The sequence below is a fragment of the Kosakonia cowanii JCM 10956 = DSM 18146 genome (genome assembly GCF_001975225.1).
GTDB classification, from domain to species: Bacteria; Pseudomonadota; Gammaproteobacteria; order Enterobacterales; family Enterobacteriaceae; genus Kosakonia; species Kosakonia cowanii.
In genome coordinates this window covers 1,794,990-1,817,668 of sequence record NZ_CP019445.1, presented here as the reverse complement: position 1 = coordinate 1,817,668, position 22,679 = coordinate 1,794,990, and the positions used below count along the sequence as shown (strand labels likewise).

Annotated in this window: 24 protein-coding genes; 11 read left to right on the top strand and 13 right to left on the bottom strand. The window is 53.6% G+C overall.

The genetic code is table 11. The annotated features are described in order from the left end of the window. Positions 1-10: 10 nt before the first annotated feature. Genes BWI95_RS08440 through rfaQ form a run of 6 tightly spaced genes read right to left on the bottom strand, consistent with a single transcriptional unit; the run spans position 11 to position 6,146 of the window. Complete coding sequence (locus BWI95_RS08440; RefSeq protein ID WP_076769319.1) at positions 11-1,033, bottom strand: glycosyltransferase family 8 protein; 1,023 nt, start codon at positions 1,031-1,033, stop codon at positions 11-13. Positions 1,034-1,052: 19 nt separating this feature from the next. Then, positions 1,053-2,069, bottom strand: a complete 1,017-nt coding sequence (gene waaO, locus BWI95_RS08435; RefSeq protein ID WP_054802710.1) for a lipopolysaccharide 3-alpha-galactosyltransferase — start codon at positions 2,067-2,069, stop codon at positions 1,053-1,055. Next, complete coding sequence (gene waaB, locus BWI95_RS08430) at positions 2,066-3,160, bottom strand: lipopolysaccharide 1,6-galactosyltransferase (RefSeq protein WP_076769318.1); 1,095 nt, start codon at positions 3,158-3,160, stop codon at positions 2,066-2,068. Before waaB ends, waaO begins: the two co-directional genes overlap by 4 nt. A gap of 19 nt (positions 3,161-3,179) precedes the next feature. After that, on the bottom strand, positions 3,180-3,977 hold the full coding sequence (gene rfaP, locus BWI95_RS08425; RefSeq protein ID WP_054802711.1) for a lipopolysaccharide core heptose(I) kinase RfaP: 798 nt from the start codon (positions 3,975-3,977) through the stop codon (positions 3,180-3,182). Beyond that, on the bottom strand, positions 3,970-5,094 hold the full coding sequence (locus BWI95_RS08420; RefSeq protein ID WP_054802712.1) for a glycosyltransferase family 4 protein: 1,125 nt from the start codon (positions 5,092-5,094) through the stop codon (positions 3,970-3,972). The genes rfaP and BWI95_RS08420 overlap by 8 nt, the downstream gene beginning before the upstream one ends. Further along, positions 5,094-6,146: a lipopolysaccharide core heptosyltransferase RfaQ gene (rfaQ, locus tag BWI95_RS08415; protein ID WP_076769317.1), complete on the bottom strand. Its 1,053-nt coding sequence runs from the start codon at positions 6,144-6,146 to the stop codon at positions 5,094-5,096. Before rfaQ ends, BWI95_RS08420 begins: the two co-directional genes overlap by 1 nt. Positions 6,147-6,532: 386 nt before the next feature. On the opposite strand from rfaQ, the gene waaA reads away from it, so the two are divergent. Together waaA and coaD are read left to right on the top strand one after the other, a co-directional pair. Further along, the gene (gene waaA, locus BWI95_RS08410) at positions 6,533-7,810 is read left to right on the top strand and encodes a lipid IV(A) 3-deoxy-D-manno-octulosonic acid transferase (protein WP_054802713.1); all 1,278 of its coding nucleotides are present in this window, start codon (positions 6,533-6,535) and stop codon (positions 7,808-7,810) included. An 8-nt stretch (positions 7,811-7,818) separates the two neighbouring features. Next, complete coding sequence (coaD, locus tag BWI95_RS08405; protein ID WP_076770294.1) at positions 7,819-8,298, top strand: pantetheine-phosphate adenylyltransferase; 480 nt, start codon at positions 7,819-7,821, stop codon at positions 8,296-8,298. A 39-nt stretch (positions 8,299-8,337) separates the two neighbouring features. Here coaD and mutM read toward each other — a convergent pair whose 3' ends face one another. The 4 genes from mutM to radC form a co-directional block, all read right to left on the bottom strand. After that, positions 8,338-9,147 (bottom strand): bifunctional DNA-formamidopyrimidine glycosylase/DNA-(apurinic or apyrimidinic site) lyase, encoded by an 810-nt coding sequence (mutM, locus tag BWI95_RS08400; protein ID WP_054802714.1) that lies wholly within the window; start codon positions 9,145-9,147, stop codon positions 8,338-8,340. A 78-nt stretch (positions 9,148-9,225) separates the two neighbouring features. Then, entirely contained in the window at positions 9,226-9,393 is a 168-nt protein-coding gene (rpmG, locus tag BWI95_RS08395) for a 50S ribosomal protein L33 (protein ID WP_003024094.1), read from the bottom strand. 20 nt (positions 9,394-9,413) lie between these two features. Continuing rightward, complete coding sequence (rpmB, locus tag BWI95_RS08390; RefSeq protein WP_002436699.1) at positions 9,414-9,650, bottom strand: 50S ribosomal protein L28; 237 nt, start codon at positions 9,648-9,650, stop codon at positions 9,414-9,416. Between the two features lie 216 nt (positions 9,651-9,866). After that, the gene (gene radC, locus BWI95_RS08385; protein ID WP_042714990.1) at positions 9,867-10,535 is read right to left on the bottom strand and encodes a RadC family protein; all 669 of its coding nucleotides are present in this window, start codon (positions 10,533-10,535) and stop codon (positions 9,867-9,869) included. Positions 10,536-10,704: 169 nt separating this feature from the next. Between radC and coaBC the strand changes: the two genes are divergently transcribed. The 4 genes from coaBC to BWI95_RS08365 all read left to right on the top strand — a co-directional run bounded on the left by coaBC (position 10,705) and on the right by BWI95_RS08365 (position 14,277). Continuing rightward, positions 10,705-11,919, top strand: a complete 1,215-nt coding sequence (coaBC, locus tag BWI95_RS08380) for a bifunctional phosphopantothenoylcysteine decarboxylase/phosphopantothenate--cysteine ligase CoaBC (RefSeq protein WP_042714991.1) — start codon at positions 10,705-10,707, stop codon at positions 11,917-11,919. Further along, on the top strand, positions 11,897-12,355 hold the full coding sequence (gene dut / locus BWI95_RS08375) for a dUTP diphosphatase (RefSeq protein WP_042714993.1): 459 nt from the start codon (positions 11,897-11,899) through the stop codon (positions 12,353-12,355). The genes coaBC and dut overlap by 23 nt, the downstream gene beginning before the upstream one ends. Positions 12,356-12,479: 124 nt before the next feature. Next, positions 12,480-13,076, top strand: coding sequence for a nucleoid occlusion factor SlmA (gene slmA / locus BWI95_RS08370; RefSeq protein WP_054802716.1), 597 nt, complete (start codon positions 12,480-12,482; stop codon positions 13,074-13,076). Between the two features lie 184 nt (positions 13,077-13,260). After that, on the top strand, positions 13,261-14,277 hold the full coding sequence (locus BWI95_RS08365; RefSeq protein WP_083699360.1) for an SMP-30/gluconolactonase/LRE family protein: 1,017 nt from the start codon (positions 13,261-13,263) through the stop codon (positions 14,275-14,277). A gap of 35 nt (positions 14,278-14,312) precedes the next feature. Here the strand turns inward: BWI95_RS08365 and pyrE are convergent, their stop codons facing one another. Next, on the bottom strand, positions 14,313-14,954 hold the full coding sequence (pyrE, locus tag BWI95_RS08360) for an orotate phosphoribosyltransferase (RefSeq protein WP_054802717.1): 642 nt from the start codon (positions 14,952-14,954) through the stop codon (positions 14,313-14,315). A gap of 119 nt (positions 14,955-15,073) precedes the next feature. Then, on the bottom strand, positions 15,074-15,790 hold the full coding sequence (gene rph / locus BWI95_RS08355; protein ID WP_042715001.1) for a ribonuclease PH: 717 nt from the start codon (positions 15,788-15,790) through the stop codon (positions 15,074-15,076). Between the two features lie 124 nt (positions 15,791-15,914). On the opposite strand from rph, the gene BWI95_RS08345 reads away from it, so the two are divergent. Together BWI95_RS08345 and BWI95_RS08340 are read left to right on the top strand one after the other, a co-directional pair. Next, positions 15,915-16,778, top strand: a complete 864-nt coding sequence (locus BWI95_RS08345) for a YicC/YloC family endoribonuclease (RefSeq protein ID WP_054802718.1) — start codon at positions 15,915-15,917, stop codon at positions 16,776-16,778. 263 nt (positions 16,779-17,041) lie between these two features. After that, complete coding sequence (locus BWI95_RS08340; protein ID WP_042715004.1) at positions 17,042-17,659, top strand: trimeric intracellular cation channel family protein; 618 nt, start codon at positions 17,042-17,044, stop codon at positions 17,657-17,659. Here BWI95_RS08340 and ligB read toward each other — a convergent pair. Beyond that, positions 17,653-19,332: an NAD-dependent DNA ligase LigB gene (ligB, locus tag BWI95_RS08335; protein WP_054802745.1), complete on the bottom strand. Its 1,680-nt coding sequence runs from the start codon at positions 19,330-19,332 to the stop codon at positions 17,653-17,655. The genes BWI95_RS08340 and ligB overlap by 7 nt on opposite strands. Positions 19,333-19,586: 254 nt before the next feature. Between ligB and gmk the strand changes: the two genes are divergently transcribed. Genes gmk through spoT form a run of 3 tightly spaced genes read left to right on the top strand, consistent with a single transcriptional unit; the run spans position 19,587 to position 22,676 of the window. Next, entirely contained in the window at positions 19,587-20,210 is a 624-nt protein-coding gene (gene gmk / locus BWI95_RS08330; protein WP_054802719.1) for a guanylate kinase, read from the top strand. 54 nt (positions 20,211-20,264) lie between these two features. Then, the gene (rpoZ, locus tag BWI95_RS08325) at positions 20,265-20,540 is read left to right on the top strand and encodes a DNA-directed RNA polymerase subunit omega (protein WP_007369481.1); all 276 of its coding nucleotides are present in this window, start codon (positions 20,265-20,267) and stop codon (positions 20,538-20,540) included. A gap of 18 nt (positions 20,541-20,558) precedes the next feature. Next, on the top strand, positions 20,559-22,676 hold the full coding sequence (spoT, locus tag BWI95_RS08320) for a bifunctional GTP diphosphokinase/guanosine-3',5'-bis pyrophosphate 3'-pyrophosphohydrolase (RefSeq protein ID WP_076769316.1): 2,118 nt from the start codon (positions 20,559-20,561) through the stop codon (positions 22,674-22,676). The last annotated feature ends 3 nt before the right edge of the window (positions 22,677-22,679 follow it).

The following is a 22,679-nucleotide window of genomic DNA, read 5'->3' as shown; positions in this document are numbered from 1 at the left end:
AGCTATTATATTATTTTGAATGTAAAGAATATTTTCTCAGAAGATATAAAAAACCTGCTTTGATACCTGCCATATATTTATGCTGCACCAGAAGATGTTTGTATCTCTTCTTAAACTCAATAAATGTCCTTGCGTCACGCGGCGGTTGATCTTTCCAGGGTGACGCAGCTAATGCAGTCTGGTAATAAACGGTAGATGGATACGTCGCCCATTTATGCCAGGGTTTTGTGGCCCCCGTATAATGTATTAATACGGTTTCATCTGAAATAATATTCTTGTAGTTTTGGTGAGTACGATCTTTTAACTCACTTTTGATGGTATAGATTGTATTAAACTTCCCGGGCAGAAAATAGACTTTGTCTTTTAGTAATACATTAAGCACATCCTGATCCGGGTACTTAAATTGTATGCCGCGGTTATTTTTACCAAGCAGTATCGAGAATGCCTGATTAGTGAGATCGTTTTTCACCCACTCTTTAAGATTGGCAAACACTACGCCAGAGTTAAAATAATTGTTGCGGATATCAGGATCTTTTAATCTTTCGATGGCTTTATTTTGCATCGAATCAACATCCCTGACCACTGCGGCAGCAACGTTTTCAAGATTACACGCAGCCAGTTCATCAAGCTTGCCTTTACAAAAGACGTCGGCGTCGAGATAGAGCAATTTATCGAAGCTATCGCTAAAGTACTCGAAGGCAAATAACCTGAAATACATGGCACGTGACCATATTTTAGTGCTCGGAAGATCGCTAAGGCATTCAGCATTAATCAAGTATAAGCTAATCTTGATTGCATACTTCTCAGCCAGAAGGGCAATTCTCTTCAAGAAACAGTCATCATACTCATCGGAAATGATGTGATAACTAGTGTTGATGTTGTTATTAATTACAATCGACGTTATTGATACGCCAACCCAATCAAGATAGTTGCGATCAATTCCATAGGCGATGTTTAGAGCGTTGGTTGTTTTCTCTTTGCTATGATCAAAAACTTCGAATTCAGAAATTTTAATACCTGGAAATGAGTCCACTGCATCACCTATGTATTTTTTAGTTTGCGATTTTCTTTTGAAAATAGAACAAATAACTAATCAACCCTTTAACGAACTTCTTCTGATGCAGCATGTGTTTGGCACAATATCGATACTGATTTGCATTAGTTGGCTTCAGTAAGCGATCGTTTTTCCACGGCGACTCTCTTTTAGCCCGCAGAAAGCCTTGAGAAACAGGATAATCTGACCAATCATGCCATGGTTTTGTTGGCCCAATATAATGGATAAATACCGTACTTTCGTTTACCGGATTTACCACACCCGTTTTTAATTCATAATTAATGCTGTACTGAGTATTGAATTTTTTATCAATAAACTTCGCTTTATCCACCAGCAGCATATTTAACACATCTTGATCGAGATGCGTAATTTTGCCAGCCACAACCGGATCGCGTAACATTTCAATCGCATTCCGCGAGATATCATTCGCTGTCCAGCACGGAATATTAATCAGCAGGAAACCGGCATTGAAATAGCCATTAACTAACCCAGGTGAGTCCAGGCTTACTGCTCGCTTTTGCCACCATGTAATATCACCTTCCGCGACCACTGCGGCGATCTCATGCTCGCTAAACTCAAGATCGATCAGCTCCTGGACGCTACCCTGGCAGGCGATATCCGCATCGAGATAGAGCACGCGGTCGGCTTTTTCCGTAAAATAATCGGCAATAATGAAGCGGAAATAGGTCGCATATGTCCAGTTTTTGGTGCTGGGAAGCGATTTTAATTTATCGCAGTTGACCAGATAAACCGTGATTCTTGACTGGTACTGCTCTGCGAGCGAAGAGAACTTTTTGTTATCTTCTTCGGTTATATAATCGGTAAAGACATGGAAGGATAAACGCTTATCTTTGTTATTTAAAAGAATTGACGCTATCGAAATCCCACATCCATAAAGAAAGTTTTTATCGATGCCGTAGGCGATATTAAACGTACTGATGTCAGCATCAGACAGATGGTTGTAATCCTTTATCGAAAGAATCACTTCTTTCTCATCAAAATAAGTTTGGCTCATTTAATGCTCGTTGTCAGTGCAGCGAGGACAGAGCGAATCGCCTCTCGCATATTTCGATTATATGTTTCGCTGTAGAACTTGTTGATTGACTGCTTAATCGTATCCGGCTGGAACGAGGTACGACGATCAACGACCTGCTGTAGCAATGTCACAAACTCAGCCATTTCGCCCGGCGGGTAGAGGTATCCATTCACGCCCTCGCGAATAATATCTTCCGGGCCGGCCACACAGTTTGCACTGATACAGGGAATACCCCACGCCATCGCTTCCAGCAGCACCATGCCGAAGCCTTCAAAGGATGAGGTCAGCAGCAGCGCAGATACTTTTTTGATTTTGTCCCTGACCACGTCCCAGGGCTCAGCCTGCCAGCCATGCCATGTGATGTTGCGGTCGATATTGAGTTTACGCGCGTAGGCCTTGCACTTTTCAAAATCGGAGCCATCGCCAATCGCATGCATATGCCAGTCACCCTTGATCTGCGCGAGGCCATCAAGCAGATCTTTAACCCGTTTCTGCCCTTCAAACTTCATCCTGCCGACGTATAAGAAGGTCGTCGTCTCGTCCGCATTCGGGGCGGGGATCGTATCAGCCTGCGGTTCAACCGGGTTATAGATGACGTGGATTGCCTCCGGCACAATATCCCGCGCCTCCATCTGCCTTTTGATGCCGCTGCTTATCGCGAGGTGATAATCAGCCCAGGCTACAGCGTCGCCGTGCTTTTTATGATCCAGCGAGAAATGCGGCCAGGACAAAACGGTAAAACGATGTTTGCATTTCCGCTGGGCTCTGCTTGTCAGAAAGCAGGAGGGCGTATCAATGCAGATAACGAGGTCGGGCTTATGCTCATCTACCCAGCGCTTGAAATTGCGGATATGTATCGCGCGCCTGAGAAAGCTGAGTTTACTGTTCGAGAAGGAGTAAGCGGCGTTAATGCCTGCCAGCCACCCTTTATCCATTTTGTCGTTACGGCAAAAAAAGAACATCTCGCACTGCGCGAAGGCATCTTGCTGAAACGAATGAATGACGGCTTTGATGACCGTTTCCATACCACCAAAACCCGATACGGCTTCACCAACAAATGCAATTTTCATTGAGTGACCACTTCTCATTTTAGAGAGACTTTCGTTCCGTTCTTTCACGGATCTTTTCGGCCCGGGCCTGCGCTTTCGCTAATAAGCCCGCTTCTTGCTGAACAATCTTTCGCGGCGATGCGGCAAAGTAGACGGTAAGAAAACGCCAGATATCCCGCTGGGTAAGACCAATATTGAGTGAAGAGAAGTAGAGCCCAATCAGATCCTTATCGCGCCAGCGCGTCGGCACATGCGCCCGCATTTGCGCCCGATGAAGATCGATTACCGAGATTTTCAGGTGCTGTTCATCGCCCTCAAAAGGCAGATGAAGCAGAAAATGGCAGATATAGCAGTCGCGATGGTTTACGCCAGCCTGGTGCATCTTGCGCACCATGGTCGCAACACGATGAATTATCATCCGTTTAACGCGCGGTTGCGGCGGCGTTGTCAGCCAGTCGGCGCAATAATCTTCCAGGCTAATGGTTGGCGTCAGATCTTCAGTGATAATAAAGGAGGTTTTATTGATAGGGTTGGCACCCTTTTCGCCAAACCCAACGCCGTGCATGGTATCAACACCTGCATCATGCAGACGATGAATGGCTTTCCACTCGCGATCGGCACCCAGCACCGGCAAGCGCAGCGAAAGCAGATTTTTCACTACCTCTTTAAACGCGGTGCCCTGATGCCATTTCAGGAAATAGCTCTTACCGGCAAGTTCAAAACGCAGGGTGCGGCGCGTTTCAAGCTGGCGAAACACCTCTCCCTGTAACTTTTCAACTTCAGTAAACGCATCTTTACCCCGCCAGAGTGTCGCCAGCGGCTCTTTCAATTCAACCATTCACTTCACCCGTAATGATGTCCGCCGCTCTCTCCGGCAGGCTATAAAGATCTTCTGTGTCCGCAAAGTGGCGCGCCCGCGCAGCCCACGCTTCGCGTAAGGCTGGCTCTTGCAGCGCACGCTGTAGCGCTTCGTTTAACGCGGCCTGAGACCATGGCTCCTCAATCACCACGCCGCACTGCGCGCGGGCAATGTAGTGCGCATATCCACAAACGGCACTGACAATCACCGGCAGGCCAGCTGTTATCGCTTCGAGCAGCACAATACCCGCCGCTTCCTGGTAGGCAGGATGCATCAGCAGATCGGCACCCGCCATCAGTTCAGCTACGTCGCTGCGCCCGGAAAAGAAGTGCACATTCTCTTTAATGCCAGCCTTCGCCGCCTGGGCGGCAAAGCGCCCGGGCTTGTCCTGGCCGACCACAAACAGCGTCGTCTTCTTTCTTAATGCTTCTGGCAGGGCGGCAACAGCGGCAAGCGTCCGGTCAACGCCTTTCCTGCTGAAATCGGATCCAACCTGTAACAGCCAGAACTGATCGTCCGCGATACCATTCTTTTCACGGTAGATCTGGCGGGCATTGGCGATCTGCTGGCTGTATTTACGATCCGGATAGATCCCCGGTGGCAGAATGTGAAACCTGTCGCTTTCGGTATGGTAGTGCCGTTGAAAATCGCCAATCTGCTTATCTGTCAGCATCAGCAGCTGCGTCGCTTTCCCTTGTTCAAAGGTTGCTTTCTCAAAGGCGGCATAATGGCGATAGCGAGACGTCAGGCGGTAAAAGAAGCCCTTCTCCTGCGCCACTTTTTCGGCGTAGCAAACGTCGGCCGCATAGTAGACATCAAGGCCCGGCATTTTATTAAAGCCGACCACGCGATCGGCGGGATGCTGCGCCAGATGCGCCACTACCCAGGCGTGATATTCAGCGTTGCGACCGTGGTTAGTGCGCGAGGTGACCGGGACGCGGATCAGCTCAAACTCGGCTGGCACATCGCCTTCCCAGGACTGGACATAGACCCTGACATGATGCCCGCGCCCGGCAACGGTTTGCGCAATACGCATAAAGTCGCGCTGCAGGCCGCCGAACGGAAAATATTTGTATAAGCAGAAAGCGACAACCATCAGGAAACGCCTTCTAAAGAGGGCAGCATTTTCTCTGTTGCCGCGATGACATCTTCTGCCGGAATGACGGAGAGATATTTCTTGTTTCTGTCGAGCTGGCTGCGCGCCGGCATTGGCTGATAATTACCGGCCCAGAACTGAATAATGTTGTCGCTCCACGGGCGCCAGAAAACGTGGTCGGTCGCGCCAAAGAGACAGATAATCGGCGTCTTCACCGCGGCGGCGATATGGCCTGGCGCGGAATCCACGCCAATAAACAGCGCGGCGTGAGCAATTAAGGCACCGAGTTCAGGGAAACGCGTTTTACCCGCCAGAGAAGTGACGGGCCTGCGCGCGCATCCGTGGGCAATCTCCTCAACGCAGGCGAGATCGTCCGCACCAGGGCCGGAGGTCAGCACAACGTCATAGCCCCGGGCTTGCAGCGCATCAATCACCTGCGAGAATTTTTCATTGTCCCAGCATTTAAACAGCTGGCGGGCAGTCGGCTGCACAACGACATAGTGCTCGCCAACGCCTGCCTCATTCAGCGCGCTGCGCATACGCTCCCAGTGTTCGGGCGCGTAGCTCATGGTGGTATCACGGCAGAAGTCGGTGATACCCAGCGGAACAAGGGTCGATAAGTTACGTTCTACCGCGTGTTCACCGGCAAACGGCGCGAGATGGGTAAAACTCTTTTTCCAGAAAGCGGACTGCCGATGGGCGTAATCCTGCGAAATTTTCACTTTTGCCGGCAGCGAGCGTACTAGCGGCGCCACGATATGCTGATCCGTCAGGTTGACGATGAGATCGTAATTATTCTTGCGTAATTGGCTCACCAGAGAGAAGAAGTTCTGTATCTTTTCCTTTAAAGGCGCCCCTTTATTGCTCATGCCATAAAGAGCATGAATCTCAGGGTTTTCGGATAAGATTGGCATTGTGTCTTTGTAGAGCAGCATATCAATGCGCGCATCAGGATAGTTGCGTTTTAACGTACTGACGACCGGCGTGGTCAGCAGCATGTCTCCATGAAAACGCATTTTAATAACCAGAATTCGGTGAAATCGCTTTTCCACAATCGGCTCTTCTTGATGTGATATCCGTGAAAAAATTACAGGCACGCTACCGCCCCAGGCTCGACAGCTACCTGAACACTGATATTGCGCACTTATAGATCTTTTATTGTACCACTTCTTTAACACCAATCCGATCTGAAGCACTTTTCAACAAAACCCTAAAAAAGATAATAAAAATCAGATAAATAGATAAAAAATATTGCTTCATGGTCATAATGGGCCCGCGCTGAAACATTCAATAAACTAGATAAAAATGAAAAAAAATTGATAAGACTGATACAAATAACGTGATAAGAGGTGAATTTGACCGATTTCAGCAAAAGTAATAGCAATGGCGGTACTAAATACATAAAATCCCCAGCACATTCCTAAGCCTGCAACGTACTATGCTCCAATTGCTCTACACCACACTGCTGTACATCATTCAGCCGCTGATTTGGGTGCGGTTGTGGGTGCGTGGTGCAAAAGCTCCGGCTTACCGCAAACGCTGGGGTGAGCGCTATGGCTTCTACAATAAGCCGTTGAAAGCAGGCGGCATCATGCTGCACTCCGTCTCGGTCGGCGAAACACTGGCGGCGATTCCGCTGGTGCGCGCCTTACGTCACCGTTATCCCGATTTACCCATTACCGTCACTACCATGACGCCAACCGGCTCCGAGCGCGTGATGTCAGCATTCGGCGGCGACGTTCAGCATGTCTATCTGCCTTACGATCTGCCCGGTGCGCTAAACCGTTTCCTTGATAAGGTCGACCCCAAGCTGGTGTTGATTATGGAAACCGAGCTGTGGCCCAATCTGATTAGCGCACTGCATAAACGAAACATTCCGCTGGTGATTGCTAACGCCCGTCTCTCGGCGCGCTCCGCCGCTGGCTATGCGAAGCTGGGTAAATTTATTCAGAAGCTCCTGCGCAAAATTACGCTGATTGCCGCGCAGAACAGCGAAGATGGCGACCGTTTTATCGCACTTGGCGCCAAACGCAATCAGCTTACCGTAACCGGTAGCCTGAAGTTTGATATCTCTGTCACACCGCAGCTTGCCTCCCGCGCTGTCGCCCTGCGTCGTCAGTGGGCACCGCATCGTCCGGTGTGGATTGCAACCAGCACCCACGAAGGCGAAGAGAGCATCATGCTGCTCGCGCATCAGGCCTTGCTAAAACAGTTTCCTGATTTACTCTTGATTCTGGTTCCACGTCATCCTGAACGCTTCCCTGACGCCGTGAATATGGTGCGGGAGGCGGGTTTGAGTTTCATCACGCGCTCTTCCGGCGAGATCCCCTCTGCCAGCACGCAGGTGGTGGTTGGCGATACGATGGGCGAGCTGATGCTACTTTACGGCATTGCCGATTTGGCCTTTGTCGGCGGGTCGCTGGTAGAGCGAGGCGGTCATAATCCTCTTGAAGCTGCCGCGCATGCGATCCCGGTGTTGATGGGGCCGCATACGTTCAACTTCAAAGATATCTGCGCGCGGTTAACGCAGGCTGATGGGTTGATCACCGTAAACGACGTGGATGCCCTCATCAAAGAGATCACCTCTTTGTTGACCGATGAAGATTACCGGAATTTTTACGGTCGCCATGCAGTGGAAGTGCTCTACCAGAACCAGGGCGCTCTGCAGCTTCTGTTGCAACTGCTGGAACCCTATCTGCCACCTAAAGCGCAATAAGGTTGATTATGCAAAAGCGGGCGATCTACCCTGGTACGTTTGATCCCATCACTAACGGGCATATCGATATTGTGACCCGTGCCGCCGCGATGTTTGATGAGCTGATACTGGCGATTGCTGCCAGCCCAAGCAAAAAGCCGATGTTCAGCCTTGATGAGCGCGTTGCGCTGGCGCAAGAAGCAACGGCGCATCTGCAAAATGTTACGGTAGTCGGTTTTAGCGATCTGATGGCTAACTTCGCGCGTGACCAGCAGGCCACGATTTTGATCCGCGGTCTGCGTGCGGTGGCGGATTTTGAGTATGAGATGCAGCTGGCGCATATGAACCGGCATCTGATGCCGACTCTGGAAAGTGTCTATTTAATGCCGTCGAAAGAGTGGTCGTTTATCTCCTCTTCGCTGGTCAAAGAGGTGGCGCGCCATCAGGGCGACGTCGCGCATTTCCTGCCGCAGCCGGTTCACCAGGCGCTGCTTGATAAGCTGAAGTAAGCTTCGATGCCGGATAGCTTATCCGGCTTTACTCCACACCTATTTCTGGCACTGACGACAGTAGAACGTCGAGCGCTGCGCATGTTTTGCCGCCACGATTGGCGTACCGCAGATGCGACACGGCTGCCCTTCTCGCCCGTAAACCTGCAACTCCTGTGCGAAGTAACCCGGTTTGCCGTCGCTTTGCAGGAAGTCTTTCAGCGTTGTCCCGCCCTGCTCAATGGAGCGTAACAGCACCGCTTTGATCACGCGCACCAGCAGTTCGTAATCCTGCTGCGAGAGGGTTGAAGCGAGCCGATCGGGATGGATCCCGGCGGCAAACAGCGATTCGCTGGCATAAATATTCCCGACGCCCACCACCAGCTTGTTATCCATCAGCCAGGGTTTGATCGCTGTTTTCTTCTTCGCGCACTTCTCCCGCAGATAGTCGGCATTAAACGCATCGCTCAGCGGCTCCGGGCCGAGATGCGCCAGCACGTTATGTCCTTCCAGCTCTTTGGTCCACAGCCAGGCGCCAAAACGACGCGGATCGGTGTAACGCAGCACTTTGCCGTTGCTCATCACCAGATCGACATGGTCATGTTTTTGGGCGGGGAGTTCGTGGGGAAGAATACGCAGACTGCCGGACATACCGAGGTGAATGATGATCCAGCCATCCGGCAGCTCGAGCAGCAGGTATTTAGCGCGTCGCTGCACGCTGAGCACCGGTTTGTCGCTCAGGCTGTGGATCTCTTCGGAAACAGGCCAGCGTAAGCGGCCGTTACGTACCACCGCATGCAGGATGGTTTCACCGACCAGGTGCGGTTCAATGCCTCTGCGGCTGGTTTCAACTTCAGGTAATTCAGGCATCTCATCTCCGGCTTTTTGCGGGCTATCAGAAATGCAAAAACCCCGACAGTGCGGGGTTTTTGTTCAAGAAAACTAAAATTATTTAATTTTAGCTTCTTTGTACAGCACGTGCTGACGGACAACTGGATCGAACTTTTTCAGTTCCAGTTTTTCCGGCTTAGTACGTTTGTTCTTCGTGGTGGTGTAGAAGTGACCAGTACCAGCGGAAGAAACCAGCTTGATTTTCTCACGAATACCTTTAGCCATGATTTATATCCTTTAAGTACTTAGTACTTTTCGCCACGGGCACGCAGTTCAGACAGAACTGTATCGATGCCTTTCTTATCAATTACACGCATACCTTTAGCAGATACACGCAGGGTGACAAAACGCTTTTCGCTCTCAACCCAAAAACGGTGAGAGTGCAGGTTCGGCAGGAAACGGCGTTTAGTCGCGTTCAGTGCGTGGGAACGGTTATTACCGGTCACCGGACGCTTGCCAGTAACTTGGCAGACTCGGGACATGTCTATTCTCCAAAAATCAAATTAGCTCGAGCTTCGTATGGGGTATTGGCGCCTCGTCAGGCTTTACAGCCCGGTCATCGCAGTTCTATGTGAACTCTCGATTGCCAGGCCCAAATGCCAAACCCGAGATTCTCAAAGGTGGCGTAGTATACGCTGACTCGGCGGTGTGCTCAAGTCCCGAACAGACAAAGATCCCGATGGATCGCGCAAAGTGGTCTAAATCCAACCGCGTTCCGCAAAAGAAACGCACTCGCCGCGACCAATGACCAGATGATCAATAACGCGAATGTCCATGAGTTGGCAGCATTTTATCACTCGTTCGGTGATGGCCTTATCTGCTCTGCTGGGCTCAGCATTACCCGAGGGGTGATTATGCGCGAGGATCACGCCGACCGCATTGAATTTTATCGCTTCGCGTAAAATTTCTCGCGGATGTACCTCAACGTGGTTAATCGTGCCGGAAAAAAGCCGGGCATGTTTGATGATGCGATTGCGGTTATCAAGCAGGATCACCATAAAGACCTCCCGCTCTTCGTTCGCCAGCTGGCTCTGCAAAAACTCCCGCACCATCTCCGGGCTGAGCAGAGAGCTCTCCTCGGCAATACGCGCGTTGTAGGAGCGCCTCGCCAGTTCGCCGATGCCCCTGAGCTGCGCATATTTGGCGACGCCAATGCCCGAGATAAACCGGAACTCATCATAGTCGGCACAGAGCAGAGAGTGGAGCGAGCTAAAATGGTTTAACATCTCGCGCGCAACGGTAAGTACGCTTTTCCCGCACGCGCCGGTGCGTAAAAACAGCGCCAGTAACTCAACGTCCGTAAGAGACTCAACGCCCAGCTGCATCATCTTTTCGCGCGGCTTTTGAGGAATTAACACAATCGCCATATCCACACCTCCCTGTCAGAAACTCATGCTGCCACATCCGGGAATGCTCATCGAATGGCACTTTTCAACGCTGCGTAGCGCCTCGCAAAGTGGTTTACGGGCATAGGCACGACGACATCAGGATTGTGATAAAATCCCCAACCTCTGGCGAATCCAACGGGAAAGAATCATGACAACTCTGGCGGGTAAAAAAATTGTCCTCGGCGTAAGCGGCGGTATCGCGGCCTATAAAGCCCCTGAGCTGGTGCGTCGCTTGCGCGATCGCGGCGCGGAAGTCCGCGTGGCGCTGACCGAGGCCGCCAAAGCCTTTATCACACCGCTGAGTCTGCAGGCCGTTTCCGGTTACCCGGTCTCCGACAGCCTGCTCGACCCCGCTGCGGAAGCGGCAATGGGGCATATCGAGTTGGGTAAATGGGCCGATCTGGTGATTCTGGCACCCGCTACCGCTGATTTAATCGCCCGTGTCGCGGCGGGTATGGCAAACGATCTGGTCTCAACCATCTGCCTGGCCACCCCGTCACCGGTTGCGGTTGTTCCGGCGATGAATCAGCAGATGTACCGCAACGCCGCTACCCAGCACAATTTACAGGTGCTGGCTTCGAGAGGCCTGCTGTTGTGGGGGCCAGACAGCGGCAGCCAGGCGTGCGGTGATGTCGGCCCGGGCCGCATGCTCGATCCGCTGACCATCGTTGATATGGCCGCGGCTCACTTCTCACCGGTCAAGGATTTGCAACATCTGAATATTATGATTACCGCCGGTCCGACCCGCGAACCGCTGGATCCGGTGCGCTACATCACTAATCTCAGCTCCGGCAAAATGGGCTTCGCCATTGCTGAAGCGGCCGCGAAGCGCGGCGCGAATGTGACGCTGGTTTCAGGCCCGGTGTCGCTGCCTACGCCCGCCTTTGTTCAGCGCGTGGATGTGACCACCGCCCTTGAGATGGAGGCGGCGGTACAGCAGCGCGCCCAGCAGCAGCATATTTTTATCGGTTGTGCGGCGGTCGCAGACTACCGCGCCAGCGAGATCGCGCCGGAGAAAATTAAAAAGCAAGGCGATGAAATCACAATAAAAATGGTGAAAAACCCCGATATCGTCGCCGGCGTTGCGGCGCTCACCAGCCATCGCCCTTATGTTGTTGGGTTTGCCGCGGAAACGAATAATGTGGAAGAATACGCCCGGCAGAAACGCGCCCGCAAAAACCTCGACCTGATTTGCGCCAACGATGTTTCGCAATCTAATCAAGGCTTTAATAGCGACAACAACGCATTACATCTGTTCTGGCAAGATGGCGATAAGCGCTTGCCGCTGGAGCGCAAAGCGCTGCTGGGACACCTATTACTGGACGAGATTGTTACCCGTTATGATGAAAAAAATCGACGTTAAGATTCTGGACCCGCGCGTGGGTGAGCAGTTCCCGCTGCCGACCTATGCCACCTCCGGCTCCGCCGGTCTTGACCTGCGCGCCTGTCTGGATGACGCCGTAGAGCTGGCGCCAGGCGACACCACGCTGCTGCCGACTGGTCTGGCGATTCACATTGCCGACCCAACGCTTGCAGCCGTGATTCTGCCGCGCTCGGGCCTGGGTCATAAACATGGCGTGGTACTGGGCAACCTGGTGGGGCTGATTGATTCCGATTACCAGGGGCAACTGATGGTCTCCGTCTGGAACCGCGGGAAAGAGAGCTTCACCATTGTGCCTGGCGAGCGTATCGCGCAGATGGTCTTTGTACCGGTGGTGCAGGCTGAATTTAACCTGGTGGAAGAGTTCGATGCCACCGTGCGTGGCGAAGGCGGCTTTGGCCACTCCGGGCGTCAATAATCCGCGCTATTTAACGCATTACACAACACTATAACGCGATAAGATGACCGCAAATGCCAGGCATTTGCGGCCGTTGTGTGGTTGCTCGCCTGACAAGTGATTATTTTCTGGGGTTTTTTAGAACATGGCAGAAAAACAGACTGCGAAAAAGAATCGCCGTGAGGAAATACTTCAATCTCTGGCGTTAATGCTGGAATCCAGCGATGGAAGCCAACGTATTACCACGGCGAAACTGGCGGCATCGGTCGGCGTCTCTGAAGCCGCGCTGTATCGTCACTTTCCCAGCAAAACACGCATGTTCGATAGCCTGATCGAGTTTATCGAAGATAGCCTGATTACCCGCATCAACTTGATTTTAAAAGATGAAAAAGACACGACTGCGCGTTTGCGTCTGATTGTCTTACTGATTCTGGGCTTCGGCGAACGTAATCCCGGTTTGACCCGCATCATGACCGGTCATGCGCTGATGTTTGAGCAGGATCGCCTGCAAGGGCGCATTAACCAGCTGTTTGAGCGTATCGAAGCGCAGCTGCGCCAGGTACTGCGCGAACGCAAAATGCGTGAAGGCGAAGGGTATGTGACCGACGAAACGCTGCTGGCAAGCCAGTTGCTGGCCTTCTGTGAAGGGATGCTGTCGCGCTATGTGCGCAGCGAGTTCAAATATAGCCCGACCGAAGATTTTGACGCGCGCTGGCCGCTGTTACTTCTGCAATTACAGTAATCACCCTATGCAGCCTCTGTGGCTGCATTCGCATTTCCCGCCATTCTGTGTAAAAGCCCAACGTAATTCGTAACAATGCCAGATGTGGCACCCTTCCCGATTCTCTACGCTCCTTCAGGCACCTGGTTATTCCTGAAACAAATCACCGCTTCGATACCCTATAAAAGCAAGAAGGAGAGACCGGATGGCAACATCTCGTCGGGAACTGTTAAAGCTGAGCGGTATCGCTACCGCTTCCCTGTTACTGAGTCAAAAGAGCTTCGCTGCCTGGACACCTGCACCGCGCTACCCCGATCCGCGCGTGGTCGCGCTTGATGACGCGTTTCGCGCGTACATGGTCTCCAGCGCGAAAGTGGAGCAAATCGCCACCGGCTGTCGCTGGGCGGAGGGGCCAGTATGGTTTGGTGATATGCGCATGCTGCTCTGGAGCGACATTCCCAATAATTCGGTGATGCGCTGGGATGAGCAGACCGGCGAGAGCGCTGTTTTTCGCAAACCAGCAAATAACGCCAATGGTCATGCCCGCGATCGCCAGGGGCGATTGATCAGCTGTGAGCACGATACACGGCGCATTACGCGCACGGAGTACGACGGCACCATCACAGTGCTGGCGGATAGCTTCGATGGTAAGCCGCTCAACTCGCCGAACGATCTCGCGGTCAAATCAGACGGTTCAATCTGGTTTACCGACCCGCCATTTGGCATTACCGGTTTTTATGAAGGACATAAAGCCGAGCCGCAGCTGCCGCAGAATGTTTATCGTCTCGATCCGCAGACCCGCAAGCTGGAAGTGGTGCTGGGCGATGTGCGCGGGCCGAATGGCATCTGCTTCTCGCCGGACGAGAAAACCCTCTATGTGGTGGAGAGCCGTGCCACGCCTAATCGTTTAATACTGGCGTGGGACATTGTCGACGGGCAGTTACAAAATAAGCGGGTGCATATTGATTGTGGCAACGGCACCGCGGACGGTATCGCCTGCGATGTTGACGGCAATTTATGGTGCGGATGGGGGATGGGCAGCGACGAGCTGGATGGTGTCCGGGTGTTTAACCCGCAGGGCAAAGCGATTGGCATGATTCATCTGCCCGAGCGCTGCGCCAATCTCTGCTTCGGCGGTGAGCAGCGAAACCGGCTTTTTATGGCAGCCAGCACCTCGATTTACACCCTGTATGTCAACACGCAGGGCGCACAGCTTCTGTAAGGCGAAACCCGGCAGACCTGCTGCCGGGTAGCTACTCAGACGCCGTACTCTTCGCGATACGCACGCACAGAGGCGACCAGATCGGCTAACTCCGGTTTCTCTTCCAGATAATCCACCAGGTCATTCAGCGTAATGATGGAAATAACCTTGCAGCCGTAATCACGCTCAACTTCCTGAATTGCAGAGATATCTGCACGGCCGCGCTCCTGACGGTCGAGCGAGATCAGCACGCCAGCGAGGGTCGCGCCGTTAGCCTGAATAATCTCCATCGACTCGCGGATCGCCGTACCGGCGGTGATCACATCATCCACCAGCATCACACGGCCCTGCAGCGCGCTGCCGACCAGGTTACCGCCTTCGCCATGATCTTTGGCTTCTTTACGGTTAAAGCAGTAAGGCACATCGCGCTCGTGATGCTCTGCCAGCGCTACCGCGGTGGTGGTCGCAATCGGGATACCTTTATAGGCAGGGCCGAACAGCAGATCGAAATCAATCCCGGAATCCATTAACGCTGCAGCGTAAAAACGGCCTAACAGCGCCAGATCGCGCCCGGTATTAAACAGCCCGGCATTAAAGAAATAGGGGCTTTTGCGCCCGGATTTCAGCGTGAACTCGCCGAACTTCAGTACCTGTTTGTTAAGCGCAAATTCAATAAACTGACGCTGGTACGCTTTCATGGATCCGCTCCTCTTCCTGTTTTGATGATTTAAAATTTAGCAAAGTGCGTTGCGCAGACAGCAGGGTTGCAGCCCGAATGTTGCGCAAAAAAAAGGGCGACTCATCGTCGCCCTCAAAATCAATTTTCTAACGCCGCTTTTTGCGCCGCGACAATGGACTCAATGCCCCCTCGGGCTAGCGCCAGCATTGCGAGCAGTTCCTCGTGGGTGAAGGGCTCGCCCTCTGCGGTGCCCTGCACTTCAATCATGCGGCCATCTTCGGTCATCACGACGTTCATGTCGGTCTCAGCCGCTGAGTCTTCAACATACTCCAGATCGCACACCGCTTCGCCATTGACGATGCCCACAGAGACGGCCGCGACCATGCCTTTCATCGGGTTGGTCTTCAGCTTGCCTGCGGCAATGAGCTTGTTCAGCGCATCGGCCAGTGCCACGCACGCACCGGTGATCGACGCAGTACGGGTACCGCCATCGGCCTGCAAAACATCGCAATCGAGGGTGATAGTAAATTCGCCAAGCGCTTTCAGATCGACCGCCGCGCGCAGTGCACGCGCGATCAGGCGCTGGATCTCCATGGTACGTCCGCCCTGCTTGCCCTTCGCCGCTTCACGAGCGTTACGAGTGTGGGTCGAACGCGGCAACATGCCATATTCGGCAGTGATCCAGCCCTGGCCCTGGCCTTTGAGGAAGCGTGGAACACCTTCGTCGATGGAGGCGGTGCAGAGCACTTTGGTGTCGCCAAATTCCACCAGCACGGAACCTTCTGCGTGTTTTGTGTAGTTACGGGTCAGGGTGACGGGGCGCACTTGAGTGGCGCTTCGGCCTGCTGGACGCATGATGATTTCTCCGGCTGTTACGAATGTGGCTGCGCATTATACTGGCTAACCCTGGTTATTCCTATCCTGATAAGGCCACCAAAGCTATAATCCCCCGCATCTCTCCTTCAAAACGGGAACGACTATGATCCGCAGTATGACCGCCTACGCCCGGCGTGAAATCAAGGGTGCATGGGGCTCCGCCTCCTGGGAACTGCGCTCGGTTAACCAGCGTTATCTGGAAACTTACTTCCGCCTGCCGGAACAATTCCGCAGCCTTGAACCCGTTGTCCGCGAACGTCTGCGTACCCGTCTGACCCGCGGTAAAGTGGAATGCACCTTACGCTTTGAGCCGGACGCCAGCGCGCAGGGCGAACTGATTCTGAATGAAAAGCTGGCTAAGCAGCTGGTCACCGCCGCGAACTGGGTAAAAATGCAGAGCGACGAGGGTGAAATTAATCCGGTCGATATTCTGCGCTGGCCTGGCGTGATGGCGGCTCAGGAGCAGGATCTCGATGCGATTACCGCTGAAATTCTCGCCACGCTGGATGGCGCGCTGGACGACTTTATCGTCGCCCGTGAAACCGAAGGCCAGGCGCTGAAAGCGCTGATCGAGCAGCGTCTGCAAGGCGTCAGCACCGAAGTCAACAACGTGCGCGCCCATATGCCGCACATCCTGCAATGGCAGCGTGAGCGCCTGGTCAGCAAGCTGGAAGAGGCGCAGGTGCAGCTGGAAAACAACCGCCTCGAGCAAGAGCTGGTGATGATGGCGCAGCGAATCGACGTTGCCGAAGAGCTGGACAGGCTCGAAGCGCATGTGAAAGAGACCTACAACATCCTGAAGAAGAAGGAAGCTGTAGGTCGCCGCCTCGACTTTATGATGCAGGAGTTCAACCGCGAATCGAACACGCTGGCCTCTAAATCAATCAATGCGGAAGTGACCAACTCGGCTATTGAGCTGAAAGTGCTTATTGAGCAGATGCGCGAGCAGATTCAGAATATCGAATAAGCCTCTCGTCTCATTAAAAGGTCCGCGAGGGCCTTTTTTTGTATCCAGTCACCCACATATTATTTATTGATAACTGCTTTAATATTTCGGCGAACATTACAGGCAAGCCTGATTAAATAAAAATAAAATCAATGATATATATAACATAGCCTATCACATTACACATTAACATAACTAATCCGAAACACCGCTCGTTAGAAAATCTCAATAGCCCTCTTCCTGCTTAATCATTACCCTGCCCGCACTGAATTTATGGGGGCGGCATGCTGTTACACATTCTCTATCTGATCGGCATCACTGCCGAAGCCATGACCGGCGCGCTGGCCGCCGGGCGACGTCGTATGGACACCTTTGGCGTCATTATTATTGCTACCGCGACGGCGCTTGGCGGCGGTTCGGTGCGCGATATCCTGCTTGGCCACTATCCGCTCGGCTGGGTGAAGCACCCGGAGTATGTGATCATCGTGGCTGTCGCCGCGGTGCTGACCACAATCTTTGCCCCGGTAATGCCCCATCTGCGCCGCCTGTTTCTGGTGCTGGATGCACTTGGCCTGGTGGTATTTTCTATTATCGGGGCGCAAATCGCGCTCGATATGGGCGAAGGCCCGATTATCGCCGTGATTGCGGCCGTTATCACCGGCGTCTTTGGCGGCGTGCTGCGCGATATGTTCTGTAAGCGCATCCCCCTCGTGTTCCAGAAAGAGCTCTATGCCGGCATCGCGTTTGCTGCCGCCGTGTTCTATATCGCGCTGAGCCATGTCGTTACCAACCATGACATCGTGGTGATTACCACCCTGCTATTTGGCTTTACCAGCCGCCTGCTGGCGATTCGCTGGAAGCTGGGTCTGCCAGTGTTTCACTATAAGCATAATGCTCACTGAAAGGCCTTTACGCCCTGCTTTGCAAGCCAGGCCGTGAGTTGCTCAATCGCCGGCTCGCGGATAAAAGCCACAACCTGCCGCGCTTTCTCTTTGCCGATGGCCGGTAGTTGTTGCCAGGCCAGCTCATCCCGGTTGCGCATCTGCCGCCATGAAGCATCGCCCGCCGCATTGATCGCCGATTGTGGCAGCGGCGTACCGAGCGCGTGAAGCCAGCGGTTTAGCAGCCTCTCACGTGTTAAGGAAAAACGGTGCCAGAGTTGCAGCCCGCGCGCGGGCGACATTCCGGGTGTCGTCTGCAACTGCTCTTTGGTCAACGCCAGCCAGGAGAAAAGATGCTCAAAATGGTGCGCCTGGTGCAGCGTTCGCCAGCCGCTCTCGCTCAAGCCGGCTATCTCCAGCGCCTTGTCGGAGCTGAGCCAGGAGAGGCGGGCAATAAACTGTTGCTGGCAATCCGGCGTGGCATAAAAGCAGCTCAGCGGCGTAAAGCGAGCTTGTGGCGGTGTGGGTGGCTGTCGAACAAGGTTGCGCCAGACCACTCGCTCCACGCGCGGGATCCCCTGCCCGGCAAGGGTGACGGCAATATGGTCGCCTGGTGCGATATCTAACGCCTGCCAACGCTGAACGGACCCAATATTCACGCGCTGCACGCGCTTATCATCCAGTTTTACCGGCTCCAGCAGCGCGACAACGGAAATTTTCCCGGTCCGCCCGATGGCAAACTGAATATCCTCTACCGCTGCCACCTCTTCTACCGGTTCATACTTCCAGGCCACCACCCAGTCGCTTTGACCAGGTAACCACGCTTTGCCCGCAGGCTCTACACTGGAGCGCACCACCACACCATCCGTGACGAAGGGCAGCGGCGAGGTGAACCAGTGCTGGCGAAGACGCTCCACCTCCTGCACGCTGTTGACCGGCGCGCTGTAGTAGTGCGCCTCTTCAAAGCCCGCCTTTTTCAGTGCCACCAACCGCTGCGCTAAAGTGGCTGGGCCATCGGGCCAGGCCCAGACAAACAAAGCAAGCTCATTAAGTAGCTGCGGGTTGTCGTGCCGCATCATCGCGCCGGCGACTTTTGCTCGGGCATTAAGACCTCCGGCCTGTTTTTGGATATGCCCCTTACGGCGTAAATAGAGTTCACCCTGCAAGACGCTATTCGCCAGCGCACCGGTGACGGTTTTCGGGATCGCGGGGATGGCCTGCGCCTTTGCTGTCCACTCCTCACCCGCCAGACCATTACCCCGGCTGATAGCCTGTGCCAGCCTGCCGTTGCGATAGACCAGCGTGACGGCAACGCCATCCACTTTCGGCTGCACCCACAGATCCTGCTTTCCCCTCATCCACTGCTGCAATGCCCATTTATCCGCCAGTTTGCGCACCCCGGTATGGGCAACCGGATGGGCAACATTGCCGCCCGGCAAAGCAGGCGCAACGTTTGCGGATGTCATGTTGAAACAGCGCTGCCAGTTCGCCAGGCGCGCGCTCATCCGATCGTAAACATCATCGCTCACCGCGCTTGCGCCTCTGGACCAGTAATCGTCGTTCCATCTGCTGAGCTGCTGTTTCAGGCGCGTTACCTCCTCCTGCGCCCGTGATGGCGACCAGACCGGGCAAGCCGCCAGGCTAAACGCACTCCATAGCAGTAGAAAAATAGTTATCCCAACGCTTCTCCACATCATGCCTCTCCCTTGTGATTGCGGAGTGGTTATAACGCTGCGCTTGAGCGCTTTCGAGTGGGAAAAAGGCAGGATGCGAGCGGGCTTCCGGGAAACTTACATGGCAATGAAAACGTGCATAAAAATCAGGAAAGCAGTACGCAAAATCGAATCATTGACAGGAAAACGGGTGACAAAAGCTACGTCACGTAGCGGCGATGTGTATAATAGGCACGTATGTAAGTTCCTATCGCATTCACATACAAAAGACTCTCATGGCTCAAGGCACGCTCTATATTGTTTCCGCCCCCAGCGGCGCGGGTAAATCAAGCCTCATCCAGGCTTTGCTGAAAACCCAACCGTTATACGACACGCAAGTTTCTGTTTCGCACACCACGCGCGCACCGCGCCCGGGTGAAGTGCACGGTGAACACTACTTCTTCGTTAATCACGATGAGTTCAAAGCGATGATTAGTGAGGATGCGTTTCTTGAGCATGCCGAAGTGTTCGGCAACTATTACGGCACCTCGCGCGCGACGATTGAGCAAGTGCTCTCAACGGGCGTCGATGTGTTTCTTGATATCGACTGGCAGGGCGCGCAGCAAATTCGCACCCGCATGCCGCAGGCGCGCAGCATCTTTGTTCTGCCGCCGTCGAAGCTGGAGCTGGATCGCCGCCTGCGTGGCCGCGGCCAGGATAGCGAAGAGGTGATCGCGAAACGTATGGCGCAGGCGGTTGCCGAAATGAGCCATTACGCCGAGTATGATTACCTGATTGTGAATGATGATTTCGATACCGCCTTGGGCGATCTGAAAACCATTATTCGCGCTGAACGTCTGCGCATGAGCCGCCAAAAGCAGCGACATGACGCTTTAATCAGCAAACTATTGGCAGACTGAGCCTGGTTTCAGTATCATGCCCAGTCATTTCTTCACCTGTGGAGCATTTTAAGTATGGCACGCGTAACTGTTCAGGACGCTGTAGAGAAAGTTGGTAACCGTTTTGACCTGGTGCTGGTCGCCGCGCGTCGCGCTCGTCAGATGCAGGTTGGCGGTAAAGATCCGTTAGTACCGGAAGAAAACGATAAAACCACCGTTATCGCGCTGCGCGAAATCGAAGAAGGTCTGATTAACAACCAGATCCTTGATGTACGTGAGCGCCAGGAACAGCAAGAGCAGGAAGCCGCAGAACTGCAGGCTGTTACCGCCATTGCTGAAGGTCGTCGTTAATTAACCTGCAGGTCACCCTTGTATCTGTTTGAAAGCCTGAATCAGCTGATTCAAAACTATCTGCCTGAAGACCAGATCAAACGTCTCAGGCAGGCGTATCTCGTTGCACGTGACGCTCACGAGGGTCAGACACGTTCAAGCGGTGAACCTTATATCACGCACCCGGTAGCGGTGGCCTGTATTCTGGCCGAGATGAAACTCGACTACGAAACGCTGATGGCCGCGCTGCTGCATGACGTGATTGAAGATACCCCCGCCACCTACCAGGATATGGAGCAGCTCTTTGGCAAAAGCGTTGCCGAGCTGGTGGAGGGTGTCTCCAAGCTGGATAAGCTCAAATTCCAGGATAAAAAAGAGGCGCAGGCGGAAAACTTTCGCAAGATGATCATGGCGATGGTGCAGGATATCCGCGTCATCCTTATCAAGCTTGCCGACCGCACCCACAACATGCGCACGCTGGGCTCCCTTCGCCCGGACAAGCGTCGCCGCATCGCCCGTGAAACCCTCGAAATCTACAGTCCGCTGGCGCACCGTTTAGGTATCCATCACATCAAAACCGAGCTGGAAGAGCTGGGCTTTGAGGCGCTCTACCCGAACCGCTATCGCGTGATCAAAGAAGTGGTAAAAGCCGCGCGCGGCAACCGCAAAGAGATGATTCAAAAAATCCTCTCGGAAATCGAAGGGCGTTTACAGGAAGCGGGTATTCCCTGCCGCGTCAGCGGGCGGGAAAAGCACCTTTACTCCATCTACTGCAAGATGGTGCTGAAAGAGCAGCGTTTTCACTCGATCATGGATATTTACGCCTTCCGCGTCATTGTTCACGATCTCGATACCTGCTATCGCGTACTCGGTCAGATGCATAGTCTTTACAAGCCGCGTCCCGGTCGCGTAAAAGACTATATCGCCATCCCCAAGGCGAACGGCTATCAATCCCTCCATACCTCAATGATTGGCCCGCACGGCGTACCGGTCGAGGTGCAGATCCGTACTGAAGATATGGATCAAATGGCGGAGATGGGGGTTGCCGCGCACTGGGCTTATAAAGAGCACGGCGAAAGCAGCACCACCGCGCAAATCCGCGCCCAGCGCTGGATGCAGAGCCTGCTGGAGCTGCAACAGAGCGCCGGTAGCTCGTTTGAATTTATCGAAAGCGTTAAATCTGATCTCTTTCCCGATGAGATTTATGTTTTCACCCCCGAAGGCCGCATTGTCGAACTGCCTGCTGGCGCCACGCCAGTGGATTTCGCCTATGCGGTGCACACGGATATCGGTCACGCCTGCGTTGGCGCGCGCGTCGATCGCCAGCCCTACCCGCTGTCGCAATCGCTCTCCAGCGGCCAGACGGTGGAGATTATCACCGCGCCGGGCGCCCGTCCGAATGCCGCCTGGCTGAACTTTGTCGTCAGCTCGAAAGCGCGCGCGAAGATCCGCCAGATGCTGAAGAACCTCAAGCGCGACGACTCCGTAAGCCTCGGCCGTCGTCTGCTGAATCACGCGCTGGGCGGAAGCCGCAAGCTGGCGGAAATTCCGCAGGAGCATATTCAGCGCGAGCTGGAGCGTATGCGGCTGGCGTCGCTTGACGATCTGCTGGCAGAAATCGGCCTTGGCAACGCGATGAGCGTTGTGGTGGCGAAAAATCTGCAGCATGGGGAAGCAACGCCAGGCACCGCAGCACCGACTGGCGCAAACACCGCGCACCTGCCGATTAAAGGCGCAGACGGCGTGCTGATCACCTTCGCCAAATGCTGCCGCCCGATCCCTGGCGACCCGATTGTCGCCCACGTCAGCCCCGGTAAAGGGCTGGTTATCCACCATGAATCCTGCCGTAATATTCGTGGCTACCAGAAAGAGCCTGAGAAGTTTATGGCCGTGGAGTGGGATAAAGAGACGGCGCAAGAGTTTATCACCGAGATCAAGGTGGATATGTTTAACCACCAGGGCGCGCTGGCGAACCTGACGGCGGCCATTAACACCGCCGCTTCCAATATTCAGAGCCTGAATACGGAAGAGAAAGATGGCCGCGTTTATAGCGCGTTCATCCGCCTGACGGCGCGCGATCGCGTTCATCTGGCGAATATCATGCGTAAAATCCGCGTGATGCCGGATGTGATTAAAGTCACCCGTAACCGAAACTGATTG

Coding starts and splice junctions, on each gene's coding strand:
- rpmG (WP_003024094.1), bottom strand. CDS start 9,393: ATGGCTAAAGGTATTCGTGAGAAAATCAAGCTGGTTTCTTCCGCTGGT.
- coaBC (WP_042714991.1), top strand. CDS start 10,705: ATGACAACTCTGGCGGGTAAAAAAATTGTCCTCGGCGTAAGCGGCGGT.
- rpmB (WP_002436699.1), bottom strand. CDS start 9,650: ATGTCCCGAGTCTGCCAAGTTACTGGCAAGCGTCCGGTGACCGGTAAT.
- rph (WP_042715001.1), bottom strand. CDS start 15,790: ATGCGTCCAGCAGGCCGAAGCGCCACTCAAGTGCGCCCCGTCACCCTG.
- coaD (WP_076770294.1), top strand. CDS start 7,819: ATGCAAAAGCGGGCGATCTACCCTGGTACGTTTGATCCCATCACTAAC.
- radC (WP_042714990.1), bottom strand. CDS start 10,535: ATGGCGATTGTGTTAATTCCTCAAAAGCCGCGCGAAAAGATGATGCAG.
- dut (WP_042714993.1), top strand. CDS start 11,897: ATGATGAAAAAAATCGACGTTAAGATTCTGGACCCGCGCGTGGGTGAG.
- BWI95_RS08420 (WP_054802712.1), bottom strand. CDS start 5,094: ATGGTTGTCGCTTTCTGCTTATACAAATATTTTCCGTTCGGCGGCCTG.
- BWI95_RS08365 (WP_083699360.1), top strand. CDS start 13,261: ATGGCAACATCTCGTCGGGAACTGTTAAAGCTGAGCGGTATCGCTACC.
- pyrE (WP_054802717.1), bottom strand. CDS start 14,954: ATGAAAGCGTACCAGCGTCAGTTTATTGAATTTGCGCTTAACAAACAG.
- waaO (WP_054802710.1), bottom strand. CDS start 2,069: ATGAGCCAAACTTATTTTGATGAGAAAGAAGTGATTCTTTCGATAAAG.
- BWI95_RS08340 (WP_042715004.1), top strand. CDS start 17,042: ATGCTGTTACACATTCTCTATCTGATCGGCATCACTGCCGAAGCCATG.
- waaA (WP_054802713.1), top strand. CDS start 6,533: ATGCTCCAATTGCTCTACACCACACTGCTGTACATCATTCAGCCGCTG.
- gmk (WP_054802719.1), top strand. CDS start 19,587: ATGGCTCAAGGCACGCTCTATATTGTTTCCGCCCCCAGCGGCGCGGGT.
- mutM (WP_054802714.1), bottom strand. CDS start 9,147: ATGCCTGAATTACCTGAAGTTGAAACCAGCCGCAGAGGCATTGAACCG.
- BWI95_RS08345 (WP_054802718.1), top strand. CDS start 15,915: ATGATCCGCAGTATGACCGCCTACGCCCGGCGTGAAATCAAGGGTGCA.
- rfaP (WP_054802711.1), bottom strand. CDS start 3,977: ATGGTTGAATTGAAAGAGCCGCTGGCGACACTCTGGCGGGGTAAAGAT.
- slmA (WP_054802716.1), top strand. CDS start 12,480: ATGGCAGAAAAACAGACTGCGAAAAAGAATCGCCGTGAGGAAATACTT.
- ligB (WP_054802745.1), bottom strand. CDS start 19,332: ATGTGGAGAAGCGTTGGGATAACTATTTTTCTACTGCTATGGAGTGCG.
- rpoZ (WP_007369481.1), top strand. CDS start 20,265: ATGGCACGCGTAACTGTTCAGGACGCTGTAGAGAAAGTTGGTAACCGT.
- waaB (WP_076769318.1), bottom strand. CDS start 3,160: ATGAAAATTGCATTTGTTGGTGAAGCCGTATCGGGTTTTGGTGGTATG.